Below are 13,877 nucleotides of genomic sequence, written 5' to 3'. Positions count from 1 at the left end.
TACTGGATTCAAGCTACTTAAACCATTTTCGAGCACTGGCCCGCCGGTGCGGGCACCCGGGCCAACAGCACGGTCGTTTCTTACCCTCAGCGATATCTCCACTCAGCCGTTTTATATGTTCTGCCCGGGTTTTTTGCTGCTTTACAATCGTTGTCCAGCAAATCCATTCATTGCGGGCCAGCGGGGTTAGTTTATTCCATTTTTCCAATAGCTCCGCATTGGAGCGCAGTGCTCTTTTCAAATCGTCCGGCACTTCATGCACTACGCCCTCTTCAATTGCTACGTTTGTCATTTGGCATTCATTTATAACTCAATTTAGTGGGGGCCACTTTACGACTTGCAGGTCGGAAATACCAGGAAACGATAATGGCCGTCAGCAGTGTCAACGAAGGTACCACTTCCACAAACGGCTCCTTCATCACGATGTGAGAAATTGCAGCACCCGTCATCACAAAGAAAAAGCCTGCATACGCCCACTCCTTTACCATGGGAAATCCGGGCAATAAAATGACTACAACCCCCAATATTTTCCAAGTCCCTATAATGGATAGCATGTAAAGCGGGTATCCCAGCTGGGTTACGATTTCATTATAGCCACCGACCTGAAGCATTTGCTGGGTTCCACCGGCAAGCATCCCCAACGATAAGAACAGGGTTGCCACCCAATAGATGATTTTACTTTTTTTAGACATACCAAATCATATTAAGTTAACCATTACTTGCTGCAATTGATCATGCGCCATATTCAGGCCGTATGCAAACGGCATTTTCAATTGTACGGCCCGGTGTTCCGCAGACCGGTAAATAATTTGCATCGTCAATCTGCTTGTCTGTTCCGTCAATTGCTCAAACTCCAAAAACTCGAGTTGCACACCAATTTCCGAATTTTCCATTTCAAAGGTCCGTATAATCGCTTGGTTGGGCACAAATTCGTGTATGGTTCCATTTGCCCGAAACATCACATTACCCTGGTGCGAAGTTTCAAATAAATATGAGCCATGCTTTTTGTTTTCCAGTTTCAACACTTTTGTTCCCATCCATTGCTCGATAAATTCCGGCTCCTGGTAGGCCTTAAAGAGCAATGTCAAAGGCAAATCAAATTCCCGCGTTATCGTCAATTCCTGTTTGCCTTCTTCGGCATTGATTTTTGTTTTTTGTTCCATCTTTAGTTGTTTGTAGACTTTTTCATAACAGCTTCCAGTTTGTTGAACCGGTCATCCCACATTTTCCGGAATGGTTCAACGAAGTCCGCTATCTCCTTCATTTTTTCCGGATTCAAATGATAATAAACCTCCCGTCCCCGTTGCTCCTGTTGTAGTAAATCACATGCTGTCAATATTTGCAGATGTTTGGAAACCGTGGGTCGGGCTGTATCAAAATTTGAGGCTATGGCCCCTGCGGTCATTGCCTGCGTAGTTACCAACAAGAGAATGGCCCTCCTTGTCGGGTCGGCTATCGCCTGAAATACATCGCGTCTTAATTTCATCATGAAGCTATTTGGCTACAAATATAAACGTAGCTATTCGACTACACAAATTTTTATTAATTTTTTTAGGTCAGCTGCAGGCAATGCCGGTTTGTCGGAAAAAGGGATAGGCACAACAGACGGCACCCTACTGTTCCGCAAGGCGCTTCACTTCTTCCAGACCCTCCGTAAACCCGCGGTCCATTATCTCCTCCCCATCGTCTCCTTCTGGAATCTGTACAGATGTGCGGAGTGTAGTAACACCATTCCATTCAGTAAGGTAATATTCTTCCAAGGAACCGGCCCAGGCTTTCACCCTTTCACTCATCGCATCTTCCCCACCATCAATCATCTCGCCCAGATGCTCGAATACCAGTTCATAAGGCTCGTCTATGGATTTTATGGTGGCTACCATTCCATTGCCGCTACCACTTAGAAATAACGTTTTGCCTCCTACCTGCCAATCGGTCTGCATAGACCCCCCCTCCGGGTCATCCGCATTAAATGCGCTTGTCCATTTTGAATAGGTACCCGGATTCCAAAGCACGTCCCAGACTTTCTGAGCCGTCGCTTCGATCTCTTTTGTAAATTGCAATGTTTTCATCTGATGTTATGTTAACCCGTCTAACGTGCCTACTTGGCGTATCAATAATACAAACAGTTCCATAGGCAACTTAGTTTGATAACGGAACGATTTTTTTGGCTTAAACCGCAACTCGCTCAAATGTTAACTTGCTTCATGTGCCTTGCGTATGGGCTGGGTAAACCGGGCGGGGTATCCCACTTTTTAGTACCTTTATCGCCATGTTTAATACACAAACGTACCAATCGCGTCGGGAAGCACTCCTAAACGGGGGAAAACCCTCGGCTAAAACCGCGACCGAAATAGAAGAAACACGAGTTAAGTAAAATGAAGCTATTCTTAACGATATCCTTATTAGCATGCGTGTTTACGGAAAGCCACGCGCAATTGCTGAAAGCGCGCGACCTGTTCGGTCGCGCCGACTCCCTCCGTGGCCAGCTTACCCCACTGCGTACGTGCTACGATATCAATTATTATCATTTGGACGTTCGCGTGGACCCCGACAACCGGTACATCGTTGGCTCCAACCTATTTTTGTTTACGGCAACCACCGATTTCGACCGCCTACAGTTCGACCTGTTCGACAATCTCCACCTCGACAGTGTAAAATACCGCGGACAGCAGCTCCCCTTCGAGCGGGAGTTTAACGCTGTGTTCATCGATTTCCCCAAACCGATCAATTCCGGCCAGCTCGATTCGTTCACCGTATATTATGCAGGTCATCCCGTGCAAGCCAAACGGGCACCGTGGGACGGCGGCTTCGACTTTAAGAAGGACAGTAACGGAAAGCACTGGATTGCGACGGCTTGCCAAGGGCTAGGTGCCAGTGTGTGGTGGCCCAACAAAGACCACCAGTCGGACGAAGTGGATAGTATGCTCATCAGCATTAGCGTACCCAATGGCCTTACCAACGTGTCTAACGGCCGGTACCGCGGCAGTGAAGACCTAGGCGACGGCTATACGCGTTTCAACTGGTTTGTGAGCAACCCAATAAACAATTACGGCGTGGCAGCCAACATCGGCGACTACGTGCATTTTGCCGATACGTTCCAAGGTGAAAAAGGGGTGCTCGATCTCGACTACTGGGTGCTACGTGAAAATGAGGCGAAGGCAAAAAAGCACTTCGACGCCAATGTAAAACCGATGCTCCGCGCATTTGAATACTGGTTTGGCCCCTACCCGTTCTATGCCGATGGATTCAAGCTGGTGGAAACTGCCCACCTCGGCATGGAACACCAAAGCGCCATCGCCTACGGCAACAAATACCAAAACGGTTACCTGGGCCACGATGGATCGGGCACGGGATGGGGCAAGAAATGGGATTTCATCATTGTGCATGAAGCGGGGCACGAATGGTTCGGCAATAGCATCACCTCCAAAGACCTAGCCGATATGTGGATACACGAAAGTTTTACCAACTATTCCGAATCACTGTATATCGAATACCACTTCGGCAAGCGCGCAGGACAGGAATACATTCACGGCAACCGCCGCAGCATTCAGAATCTGACGCCAATTATCGGCAACTACCACGTAAACAACGAGGGCTCGGGCGACATGTATAACAAGGGCGGCGTGCTGCACAACATGGTGCGTACCATCATCGATGACGATGAAAAATGGAGGCAAATACTCAGGGGGATCAACCACAAGTTCTATCACAGCACGGTAGATTATAGTGACATCGTCAACTACATCAGTGAACAGTCGGGGAAAGACTTCTCACAGTTGTTTGCACAGTACGTACGCTACGCCAGCATCCCCACTCTCGAATTTACCTTTGCGGAAGATGGCAGCGCATTCTGCCGATGGATTGCCGACGTGCGCGATTTCGATATGCCAGTACGTGTCCGTAAACGAGGGGGCGCCTATCAGTTCATCCAGCCTACGCGGCAGTTTACGCCCGTCAACATCCCAGGACTTACGCGCGACAACCTCGACGTGGACACATTCAACTTCTACATTGGCGTGCTGGTTGAATAGTTACGCTATTCTTTGCTAAGTACCACCTTATGGCGATCAAACGCACTGACCTCGTTGATGAATCTACACAATTCCGCATACTGGTCCGCGGGGTAAGTACCCCCATATAATACCAGCCGCCGCTGATAGGAAAGCTGGTTACCTACTTGCTCCATGGTGAGCGCATAGCAGCCAAAAGGGCTGTCCAAGGTAATTTCCCATGGTCCACTCACCACGGCATAACCTGTCGGGAGCGTATAGGTAAGGTGGTCTTCATCTACATAACCCCTATTTACATAAACAGCTTGTTTCCTATCACTTAAGAAAGGTATACTAAACTGTCTATTAAAAATGTTGGGCGTCAGAAAGGTTTGGGTACCGTTTGAGGGTGCGTAGCGTGGCATCGTTACATCCAGGTTTTCTATAAGCGTGGGGGCGTCATCCATCGACTTCTGGTAATCAACGTTGCTAAAGCCGATGTGATCAACATCATATGCGGCCTTCAATAGCTTCATCTGCTCACTCCCGCTGCTTTCAGCGATCTCAAGATGGTTATCATATTGCCCACCAGAAAAGGTGGTCTGCATATGTCCGGAAACGGTGCCATCTTCTGCCAACTGCAGGTCGGCATCGCGTTTTTGCATGCTTGCCAGTGCCGCATAGGTCGGCGTGTGCAGCAGCTTCCCGCCTTCGGGCGTACAGGCCCATACGGTGCGGTCGTCTGTGAATGACCCCAAGAAACCAAATGGCAGCCGCTGGCTGGTACATTCCAACCAAACGGTATCTTGCTCAAGCGGCACACATAGGATCACATGGTTCCCCTGATCCATACTCGCAAAATCGGCCCGGATATCACGCTTGGCATTTCCCGCCTCCACTACACAATAGTAAGAAGGGATATCCACCACCGCCAATAGCGCCCGCATGTAATTGACCAGCCCCTTGCAATCCCCGTAGCCTAGCCGGTCAACCACTGCTGCCGCCGTAGGCTTAAATCCACCGATACCGATCTGCACACTCACATATCGGGTTTTGCGTTGCAGATAGCCGTAGAGTACCGCAGCTTTTTCCTTATCGTTCGCCAATCCGTCGACCAGCGCGTTAACCTCAGCGACCGTCTGCGCAGGAAGCTCCATCCCATCCGAAAGAAGTGCATCAAACATCCAACCACCAAGCTCTTCCCAGTTGGTATACTGTCCGTCATGTTTATAATAATCAAAATTAACAGGAGCAACCCTTACGATCGTCTTATAGGTTTCGGGGTCAGGACTGTAAGGCTCATACCGCCTTGCCGGGAGGTTATCGGCGGCCCACGTCGTGGCGTGACGGCCGTCATCCACATGATGTACCGGCTCGCCGGAGTAGTTCGTTACAATTACCCGCACCTCATCTTCTTCCGCGCAAATAAACGTGTATTGGCTATGCTGCACCGCAACATCCCAATAGGCGTCCGGGCGCCAAGCGGGGATAATCAGGTTCTGTTTCCGCTCCACTTCGTAGCTATAGGCCACCGTGTAGGGATAACCCGCCACTACAGGGAGGAAATGCTTTACCCGGCTGTCTTCATATAACGAAAAACCATTTACCGCGCTCTCATCCCGGCAATCGCGCTTCGTGAATTTCCGCAGTTGGAAACCCATCTCATCATACACCATACCGGAAATCTGCTTAATAGAGGTCGCTTTGTCGTAGTGAATGACCAGCCGCGCCCGTTCCTCACCAGCGCGATTGAGAACGGTGATAGCGCGGTCTACGCGGTAGCGCACCTTGGTCGGTGACAGCATGTCCACCACAATTTCCTCATGACGAACCACAGCGTCGGCGTGGCTTCTGAGTGCATGGGGAATGTGCGCCGCGGCATAATCCGATTGGGCGGCGGCACGCAACAAGCCAACCGACACCATCAACAACATCGCCAGTGTAGCTTTCATTGCCTCTCCTTTCTGCGCAACACCATATCGATCTTTTCCTGCTGGATAATCCTACTGAAAAATTCCTTTAATGCAAAGTAACTTTCGGGTGGGTAAGTCGATTTATTCAGCGCCAGCAACTGCGAAAATGTCAATATATTGTTAGACAAATCGGTTTGCGTGAGGTATCGACCGCCGCGGTCTTCCAATGCCATATTGTAATCTTCGGGCTTGGAAACCAGTTCGTAATCCGACGGCAGCTCGATGGTCATCAATACGCGTTCTTCGCTGGTCGATCCCATGTCTACGGGATAGGTGCGCTCGTCCAGGTTGAATGGATTTCTATTTACCCGATTGATAAAAAACGGATTGAAAAACAATTCTCTCACCTGCAGACTATCGTATGGTTTCACGGTAATATCATAGCGTTCAACGAACGGTTTATCCAACTCGGTAGCCCCCAAGATTTCACCTGCTTCGATCTGGAAACCCGTAAGTTTCTCATTGCGGTGTTCAATATATTCCGCCGTCGTGTTGTAATTGGCCAGCTCCTTGCGTTTGCGCCACGCGGCATAACCATAACTATTCGTCGTCAGCCGACCCCGCAATCGGCCATCAGCATCCAATTTGGCTGTCAACATATATTGGGTGGTGGATTTCTGTGTAGATTCCGGAACTATCCAATAAGAGGGTTCTGTCAAGCTGATGACACGTGTTTTTCCATTGATACAATGCAAGGGCAACAACCCAAACGGCAACAACGGATCCGACGCATCCAGCAGATAATAGGCATCGCCGATATTGACCTTGGCCACGACATAGTTGAAATCACTGAGCACAGGGTGCACATCGTTCACTACGCCATTGTCGCGTGTGGATAGAATCACCGCCTCGGCATCCAGCCCCGCGGCGAGTAACCCCGCAATTAGCGTAAGGTTAATGTCGCCGATATTGCCCACCCGCCGTTCCAACGCTTTGCTGACCCCCAATTCACTATATTTCCCCACATATCGGTTCCATCTGATATGTTGTTGGATATAACCGTAAACGGCCTTTGCTTTGCCCAGCTCGTCCAACGTATCCGTCAAGATGGTAGGGAGGATTGATTTGAATACGTTGTCGCGTTTCATTTGCCGGCCGAAGTCGGGATGGGTCACCAATTCCCTGTCTACATTTTTCCATTCCTTCGTAATCTTAATATTGGTTCCATTGAGCCTGTAAATATCAGAAAGCTCAAAATAAATAGCTGATTTAAAATTACTTGGTGCCGTCATATAATCTTCAGACACAAATGCGGGTATGTTTTTCATCCCATAGGTCATATGCGAGCAATCGATATCACGGCCGACAATCCGGAATGCACGCCGGGCAAGCTCGGCATCAGACACATCGAGTGGATACGGGCCGCGCAGAATAACGTTATAGTTATACATCGCCGGGATGATAGCCTCAAACAAACTGTTGACTTTAGGGATGTCTTCTTGCAAGTACCACGTACGGAAGTTGAAAATATGTGGGGATTGTAACCGGTAACTGTACTCGATGATACTTCCATCTTTCAGATCAGGAAACGTAAACTTGGTATGGGTGAGGTATTTACTCACCGCTTCGGTAAACAATTGACTATTGTCGAGTGGCACCTTTACGAGCTGACCACCTTCGACATTGATGGTTACTGCCTTCACTTCCGAGATCTCATCAACCCGCTCGCCGCTCTCATCCTTATGAGCAGGTATTACAATCGTGGCATGCCTATAGCCGTCACGGTTGAAAATCTTGATACGCACGTGGTACTCCATCACCAGCTGCGTATACCCTCTCGTGTCATCGTAGACCATATAGGCTTTACCATATTCATTCAATACCGCAGCATTCGAAAAACTGTCCAAGTCATTTTTTTCGAGTTTCAAGTCTTCTGCGGCAAGCGAACCGAACGCAAAATCTTGGCTATACACAGCATTGCCCAGCAGCGTCCAAATGGTTAAGGCTAAACAGGTTCTTATCATCGTTGAGGCAATATATTAACAGATCAATACAAATCGGATTTAAATCGGGTATTGTGGATAAAGTTATCAGTTTTTTTGGTAGGTTTGCACATTATTTAAAAATCTTATCATATTTGCCGGATGGGCTTATTTAACTGGTTTACACAAGAAGTTGCTATTGATTTGGGTACGGCAAACACCCTCATTATCCATAATGACAAAGTAGTGGTGGATGAGCCGTCGATTGTAGCATTTGACCGCACCACCAACAAGGTCATTGCGATAGGGCGCCAAGCCATGCAGATGGAGGGTAAAACACATGACAACATCCGGACGGTAAGGCCCTTGAAAGACGGGGTGATCGCCGACTTCAACGCGGCCGAACATATGATCCGCGGCATGATCAAGATGGTCAACAACGGCAAGGGCTGGTTTTTCCCCTCGCTCCGTATGGTCATCTGTATCCCCTCGGGAATTACCGAAGTGGAAAAACGGGCCGTGCGTGACTCGGCCGAAATCGCTGGTGCTAAGGAAGTCTACCTAGTGCACGAACCCATGGCAGCCGCTGTAGGCATCGGCATCGACGTCGAAGAGCCTATGGGGAACATGGTGATCGATATCGGTGGTGGCACCACTGAAATCGCGGTCATCGCGTTATCCGGCATCGTCTGTGACCAGTCGATACGGGTAGCTGGCGACAACTTCGACTCCGATATCGTACAGTATATCCGCAGGCAGCACAACATCATGATCGGCGACCGTACAGCAGAAAAAATAAAAATCGAAGTGGGTTCTGCCCTACCCGAATTGCAGGAGCCGCCGGCCGACTTTGCCGTACAGGGCCGCGACCTGATGACCGGCGTACCCAAGCAGATCACCGTATCGTACACCGAAATTTCCCACTGCTTGGACAAATCCATTTCTAAAATCGAAGAAGCGATCCTCAAAGCATTGGAAATCACGCCCCCCGAGCTTTCCGCCGATATTTACCAAACCGGCATCTATCTCACCGGTGGTGGCGCACTGTTACGTGGTTTGGATAAACGGGTCCAGGCAAAAACCAAGCTTCCGGTCCACGTGGCCGAAGACCCCTTACGGGCGGTCGTGCGGGGAACCGGTATCGCCCTGAAAAACATCGGCTCATTTAAGTTTTTGATGCAATAAACAACTGTTTGCTAATTGCCACTCGTCGTTTACGAGGGCAAGCGCAATGATAACGAGCAAAAAATAGGAACAGCAAAAAAGCAGCAAATGAATGAAGAACCTGTGGCTCATTCTAACTAAATATAATGCCTTCTTCTTTTTCGTGCTTTTCTTTGTATTTGCGGTATATCTCGTCGTCCAAAACAACTCATTCCAGCGAGCGTCTGCCATCAATTCGTCCAACGAGTTCATTGGCTCGGCCTATGCACGTATCAACACTTGGCAAAGTTACCTTCACCTTCGGGAAGTAAACGAACAACTGGCCAAAGAAAACGCGGGCTTGCGGGAACAACTGCAACACTTCACGGCCCCCGACAGCGTGGTGGGCGGTGCCGTTTTCGACAGTGCAGGAAACATACAATACCGCTACGTAGTGGCCAAGGTGACCAATAACAGCATCCATCAAAAAAACAACTATATCACGTTAGATAAAGGCCGGAAGCAGGGCATCGAAAAAGGCATGGGGGTAATTAGCTCCAATGGAATCGTGGGCATCGTACTGAATGTCTCGGAGCATTTTTCCACAGTGCAATCGCTGCTCCATAGCGAAACGCGCGTCAGTGCCGCCCTAGAAGACAGTGGTGCGTTCGGTTCGTTGATGTGGGGCGATAGTTACGATGCACAAGTGGGTGTGCTTAAAGACATTCCCAACCATGTGAAGGTGCGGGAAGGCGAGCAGGTATTTACGTCTGGGTTCTCGCTATTTCCACCTGGACTATTGGTAGGTCACGTCGCGCGGCTGGGCACGTCAGGTGGCGACAGTTTCCTTGACATCCATGTCAAGTTCAGCACACCCTTCCACAACCTGCGGCAGGTGTACGTGGTGGTAGATATGCTCGCCAACGAAAAGGAAGTATTGGAATCTCAAAGCGAAAACGATGGCTAAGGTGCTCACATTCAACATCGTGCGTTTTTTTGTACTGGCAGCATTGCAAGTATTCCTATTCAAAAACATGGGATATTACAATCTAGCCACCCCCTTTCCTTACATCTTGTTTGTTTTATTACTCCCAGTGGGCATCCCCAATTTCATCCTATATGTCCTCGCTTTTCTTACCGGTATTACCATCGATGGATTTTACGACACCCTTGGTGTCAACGCGGCGGCATGCGTAGCCCTGGCGTGGGGCCGCATCCTTTTTATACGCGTTACCCTACAAAGCGACCAGCACGAAAACTACATGACTCCCCTGCCCGGAACGGTGCCGTTCCGTTGGTATTTCCTTTACGTTTTTGTGCTTACTCTATTCCACCATTCGGTATTATTCATGCTCGAAACGTTCACATTCCATCAATTCCAATACACCATTACCCGTATCTTATTAAGTTGTATATTTACCGTCGTTATCATTTTATTGTTCAGTCTGCTTTTTTACCGGAAAAAACAGCGTTAAAACAAGCAGCCGCCAAGGCACATCCGTATAAATGAACGCATTTTTTGAGCGAAAATACATTGTACAAGGTATATTCATCGCCGTGGCCATCGTCATTGCCGCGCGCCTGTTTTACTTGCAATTGATAGACGATAGCTACCTGTTGTCGGCCAACAACAATGTGCTGCGCAAGATGGTCATCTACCCCGCGCGCGGCGTTATCCTCGACCGCAACGGGCAAGTGCTCGTACAGAATGAACCGGTTTATGACCTTCTGGTAACGCCCCGCGAGGTTAAAGACCTCGACACGGCATTGCTGTGCGATTTGGTGGGTATCGATCGGGAGGGTTTCGAAAAGCGGATGAAAATCGCCCGCGACTACTCCCCCTACAAAGCATCCCAATTCGAAAAGCAAATCCCTTCAACCGCCTACGCCAAACTGCAGGAACACCTGTATAAATTCCGTGGGTTCTACGTGCAGAACCGTACGGTGCGCAGCTACCCGGATAGCATCGCAGCCCAGTTCCTGGGATACATCCAGGAAGTCAACGATCGCGACATTGAACGTTCCAACGGGTTTTACCGACCAGGTGACTACATCGGGGCCAGCGGCGTGGAACGGGCGTATGAAGAACTCCTCCGGGGGCAGCGGGGGTTGAAAAACGTAATGGTCGATGCTTTCAACAGGCCCCAGGGCTCATTTGCCGACGGCAAATACGATACGTTAGCCATAGCGGGCGACGGCCTGGTCTCGTCATTGGATAAGAACCTGCAAATCCTTGCCGAGAAATTGATGCGCAATAAGATCGGTAGCGTCGTGGCCATTGAGCCGGCCACCGGCGAAATCCTCACATTTGTAAGCAGTCCAAGCTACGACCCCAACATGATGGTGGGCCGCGAACGGGGCAACAACTACATGAAATTGCTCTACGACCCTTACAAACCGATGTTCATCCGACCCATCCAAGCCCAGTACCCACCCGGGTCGGTGTTCAAGGTGGTAAGCGCCCTCACTGCCCAGCAAGCCGGCATCATCGAAGCCAACACCATTTTCAACTGTCCCGGCGGATACCGTTATGGGGGCGGTCGAGCCATTATGCGATGTACACATGTGTGTGGTTCCATTCCATTGGTCTCCGCCATCCAACGTTCGTGCAACACATATTTTGGCCATACTTATGCCCGTATGATAGACCACCGCAACAACTTGCCATCTGCCGAGGCCTACACGCTTTGGCGCGATGCGACCATGAAGTTCGGCATCGGGCATGAACTTGGCATTGACCTACCGGGCGAGCAGGATGGCCTATTGCCTACAGCCGATTATTACACCAAACACTACGGAAATGCACGATGGGGATCAGGCTTTAACATATCTTTGTCCATCGGTCAGGGAGAAATGGGCATTACCCCCTTACAGATGGCCAACATCATGGCTATCGTAGCCAACCGTGGTTTTTACTACCGGCCGCACCTCATCAAAGCCATCGGCGAAAAGAAAATCGTTAAACCGGAATTTACCGAAAAGATTTCAGCGGGGGTAGACGCAAAATATTATGATCCGGTGGTAGAAGGGCTCAGCCGGGCGGTCAACGTGCCGGGTGGCACAGGGTATTCCGTACGGATTGCCGATATCGAGATGTGCGGCAAAACAGGCACCGCCGAAAATCCACATGGAGCCGACCACGCGGTATTCTTTGCATTCGCCCCCCGCGAAAACCCCAAAATCGCTATTGCCGTGGTGGTCGAGAACGCCGGGTATGGTGGTGTATGGGCAGGGCCAATCGCTAGCATGCTGGTAGAGCAATACTTAAAAGACACCATTACCCTGCCCAAATACATCCAAGATCGCATCCACAACGCCGACCTGCTGCCTAAGGTAGAGGAAGAGGAACCAACGGAATCGGTCAAGGCAGCCCCCAAACGCCTTACAGATCCAAGGAAAGAACCGGAGGAGGTTGCGGCATGAGTAATCCCCATCGCAATAGGTTCTTCGGCGGCGAGGTAGACTGGTTCACTGTATTACTGTGGTTGCTGCTCTGCGTCATCGGTTGGTTCAATATCCATGCTGCAGTTTTCGACCCCGAACACCCGGGGCTGTTCAGCATGGAAACCAATTACGGCAAACAGTCTATCTATATCTTTTCAGCCATGCTGCTCGCTGTGGTCATCCTGATTGTAGACGCCAAGTTTTACAGTTCCTTTTCCCCAATTTTATATGCCATTACCATCCTATTGCTCATCACGGTATTGATTGTGGGGCGCAATGTGGGTGGGAACCAGGCCTGGATTCCCATAGGAAGCTTCAGATTACAGCCCTCCGAGTTTGCCAAGCTGGCCACCTGTTTGCTGTTGGCACGGTTTCTAAGTGCCCACAGCACGAAAACCCCCAACCTTAAAACCCTGTTTGCCGGTGCGGCTATTGTGGCGTTTCCGGTGGTGTTGGTTTTGCTGCAACCCGATACAGGGTCGGCCTTGGCCTTTTTTGCACTCGTATTCGTGTTCTACCGAGAAGGATACATTTCCGGACCTTGGATGTTGTTCGGGGCGCTTGCCATCATGCTGTTCGTGCTCACCCTGGCATTCAATCAATGGGCAGTGGTTACAGGGGTTGCCGTGGTCATTGGACTCGGTATTTATTATTTCCGGAAGAAACGGAAGATCATTACCAGTCTGGCTGTTCTTTTTGTCATTGCCACAGCATATGTGCTCTGCGTAGAATTTGTCTATCAAAATGTGTTGCAATCGCATCAGCGCAATCGCATCGATGTCTTATTGGGCAAGATCGACGACCCGCGGGGACAGGGCTATAACCTCAACCAGTCCATGATCGCCATCGGCTCTGGTCAATTCTGGGGAAAGGGATACTTGCAGGGCACACAGACCAAGTATAATTTTGTACCCGAGCAAAGTACCGACTTCATCTTCTGTACCGTTGGCGAGGAATGGGGGTTTGTGGGATCCATGGTGGTCATCGGCATTTACCTTACCTTATTGCTACGCATCGTCAATATCGCCGAGCGCCAGCGAACCGCTTTTGCCCGTATCTACGCGTATGGTGTGGCGAGTATTCTGTTTTTCCATTTCGCCATCAATATCGGAATGACCATCGGTATTGTCCCTATCATCGGTATCCCCTTGCCGTTTGTCAGTTATGGAGGTTCGTCTTTGTGGAGTTTCACCATCCTGCTTTTTATCATGCTCAAATTCGATGCGAATAAAAAAGGAATTGTTTAAACGCTGTGAAACAAAAAAAGCGAAGCCCAAAAAGCAAAGAAAAGCGTAATGGTTAAAAATTAAAACATAAAACAAGAAAGGTAAAATACCAAATGCGCGGCCCCCAGGGACGGGGGCACTACGCAAATGGCTGCACACATGAATGACCACAAATTTAGG

At 49.6% G+C, this 13,877-nt stretch carries 13 protein-coding genes; 6 read left to right on the top strand and 7 right to left on the bottom strand.

Annotated features, from left to right (window positions below; genetic code table 11):
- Window positions 1-13: 13 nt before the first annotated feature.
- The 5 genes from U9S71_RS05485 to U9S71_RS05465 form a co-directional block, all read right to left on the bottom strand.
- Window positions 14-292, bottom strand: coding sequence for a YdeI/OmpD-associated family protein (locus tag U9S71_RS05485; protein WP_326325884.1), 279 nt, complete (start codon window positions 290-292; stop codon window positions 14-16).
- Between the two features lie 7 nt (window positions 293-299).
- The gene (locus U9S71_RS05480) at window positions 300-692 is read right to left on the bottom strand and encodes a DoxX family protein (RefSeq protein WP_326325882.1); all 393 of its coding nucleotides are present in this window, start codon (window positions 690-692) and stop codon (window positions 300-302) included.
- A 6-nt stretch (window positions 693-698) separates the two neighbouring features.
- On the bottom strand, window positions 699-1,163 hold the full coding sequence (locus U9S71_RS05475) for an SRPBCC family protein (RefSeq protein ID WP_326325881.1): 465 nt from the start codon (window positions 1,161-1,163) through the stop codon (window positions 699-701).
- Between the two features lie 2 nt (window positions 1,164-1,165).
- Complete coding sequence (locus U9S71_RS05470; RefSeq protein ID WP_326325912.1) at window positions 1,166-1,486, bottom strand: ArsR/SmtB family transcription factor; 321 nt, start codon at window positions 1,484-1,486, stop codon at window positions 1,166-1,168.
- 127 nt (window positions 1,487-1,613) lie between these two features.
- The gene (locus U9S71_RS05465) at window positions 1,614-2,069 is read right to left on the bottom strand and encodes an SRPBCC family protein (RefSeq protein WP_326325879.1); all 456 of its coding nucleotides are present in this window, start codon (window positions 2,067-2,069) and stop codon (window positions 1,614-1,616) included.
- 306 nt (window positions 2,070-2,375) lie between these two features.
- Between U9S71_RS05465 and U9S71_RS05460 the strand changes: the two genes are divergently transcribed.
- The gene (locus tag U9S71_RS05460; protein ID WP_326325878.1) at window positions 2,376-4,031 is read left to right on the top strand and encodes a M1 family metallopeptidase; all 1,656 of its coding nucleotides are present in this window, start codon (window positions 2,376-2,378) and stop codon (window positions 4,029-4,031) included.
- Between the two features lie 5 nt (window positions 4,032-4,036).
- On the opposite strand, the gene U9S71_RS05455 is transcribed toward U9S71_RS05460, so the two are convergent.
- Both U9S71_RS05455 and U9S71_RS05450 read right to left on the bottom strand, forming a co-directional pair.
- Entirely contained in the window at window positions 4,037-5,941 is a 1,905-nt protein-coding gene (locus tag U9S71_RS05455; RefSeq protein ID WP_326325876.1) for a DUF3858 domain-containing protein, read from the bottom strand.
- On the bottom strand, window positions 5,938-7,926 hold the full coding sequence (locus tag U9S71_RS05450; RefSeq protein ID WP_326325874.1) for a DUF3858 domain-containing protein: 1,989 nt from the start codon (window positions 7,924-7,926) through the stop codon (window positions 5,938-5,940). Before U9S71_RS05450 ends, U9S71_RS05455 begins: the two co-directional genes overlap by 4 nt.
- Before the next feature lie 120 nt (window positions 7,927-8,046).
- Between U9S71_RS05450 and U9S71_RS05445 the strand changes: the two genes are divergently transcribed.
- The 5 genes from U9S71_RS05445 to rodA all read left to right on the top strand — a co-directional run bounded on the left by U9S71_RS05445 (window position 8,047) and on the right by rodA (window position 13,718).
- The gene (locus U9S71_RS05445; protein WP_326325872.1) at window positions 8,047-9,069 is read left to right on the top strand and encodes a rod shape-determining protein; all 1,023 of its coding nucleotides are present in this window, start codon (window positions 8,047-8,049) and stop codon (window positions 9,067-9,069) included.
- A gap of 91 nt (window positions 9,070-9,160) precedes the next feature.
- Window positions 9,161-9,994, top strand: a complete 834-nt coding sequence (gene mreC, locus U9S71_RS05440) for a rod shape-determining protein MreC (RefSeq protein ID WP_326325871.1) — start codon at window positions 9,161-9,163, stop codon at window positions 9,992-9,994.
- Window positions 9,987-10,502, top strand: a complete 516-nt coding sequence (locus U9S71_RS05435; RefSeq protein WP_326325869.1) for a rod shape-determining protein MreD — start codon at window positions 9,987-9,989, stop codon at window positions 10,500-10,502. Before mreC ends, U9S71_RS05435 begins: the two co-directional genes overlap by 8 nt.
- Window positions 10,503-10,533: 31 nt before the next feature.
- The gene (gene mrdA / locus U9S71_RS05430; RefSeq protein WP_326325867.1) at window positions 10,534-12,450 is read left to right on the top strand and encodes a penicillin-binding protein 2; all 1,917 of its coding nucleotides are present in this window, start codon (window positions 10,534-10,536) and stop codon (window positions 12,448-12,450) included.
- Window positions 12,447-13,718 carry a rod shape-determining protein RodA gene (gene rodA / locus U9S71_RS05425; protein ID WP_326325866.1) on the top strand — a complete coding sequence of 424 codons (1,272 nt, stop codon included), beginning with the start codon at window positions 12,447-12,449 and terminating at the stop codon, window positions 13,716-13,718. The genes mrdA and rodA overlap by 4 nt, the downstream gene beginning before the upstream one ends.
- Window positions 13,719-13,877: the final 159 nt, after the last annotated feature.

Origin of the sequence: Parapedobacter flavus (assembly GCF_035818675.1) — a bacterium.
In the GTDB taxonomy this organism is placed as follows: Bacteria; Bacteroidota; Bacteroidia; order Sphingobacteriales; family Sphingobacteriaceae; genus Parapedobacter; species Parapedobacter flavus.
This window is presented reverse-complemented; position numbering and strand designations above follow the sequence as displayed.

Excerpts from the sequence above, each read along its gene's own strand:
- U9S71_RS05485 (WP_326325884.1), bottom strand. The coding sequence starts at position 292 with ATGACAAACGTAGCAATTGAAGAGGGCGTAGTGCATGAAGTGCCGGAC.
- U9S71_RS05480 (WP_326325882.1), bottom strand. The coding sequence starts at position 692 with ATGTCTAAAAAAAGTAAAATCATCTATTGGGTGGCAACCCTGTTCTTA.
- U9S71_RS05475 (WP_326325881.1), bottom strand. The coding sequence starts at position 1,163 with ATGGAACAAAAAACAAAAATCAATGCCGAAGAAGGCAAACAGGAATTG.
- U9S71_RS05470 (WP_326325912.1), bottom strand. The coding sequence starts at position 1,486 with ATGAAATTAAGACGCGATGTATTTCAGGCGATAGCCGACCCGACAAGG.
- U9S71_RS05465 (WP_326325879.1), bottom strand. The coding sequence starts at position 2,069 with ATGAAAACATTGCAATTTACAAAAGAGATCGAAGCGACGGCTCAGAAA.
- U9S71_RS05460 (WP_326325878.1), top strand. The coding sequence starts at position 2,376 with ATGAAGCTATTCTTAACGATATCCTTATTAGCATGCGTGTTTACGGAA.
- U9S71_RS05455 (WP_326325876.1), bottom strand. The coding sequence starts at position 5,941 with ATGAAAGCTACACTGGCGATGTTGTTGATGGTGTCGGTTGGCTTGTTG.
- U9S71_RS05450 (WP_326325874.1), bottom strand. The coding sequence starts at position 7,926 with ATGATAAGAACCTGTTTAGCCTTAACCATTTGGACGCTGCTGGGCAAT.
- U9S71_RS05445 (WP_326325872.1), top strand. The coding sequence starts at position 8,047 with ATGGGCTTATTTAACTGGTTTACACAAGAAGTTGCTATTGATTTGGGT.
- mreC (WP_326325871.1), top strand. The coding sequence starts at position 9,161 with ATGAAGAACCTGTGGCTCATTCTAACTAAATATAATGCCTTCTTCTTT.
- U9S71_RS05435 (WP_326325869.1), top strand. The coding sequence starts at position 9,987 with ATGGCTAAGGTGCTCACATTCAACATCGTGCGTTTTTTTGTACTGGCA.
- mrdA (WP_326325867.1), top strand. The coding sequence starts at position 10,534 with ATGAACGCATTTTTTGAGCGAAAATACATTGTACAAGGTATATTCATC.
- rodA (WP_326325866.1), top strand. The coding sequence starts at position 12,447 with ATGAGTAATCCCCATCGCAATAGGTTCTTCGGCGGCGAGGTAGACTGG.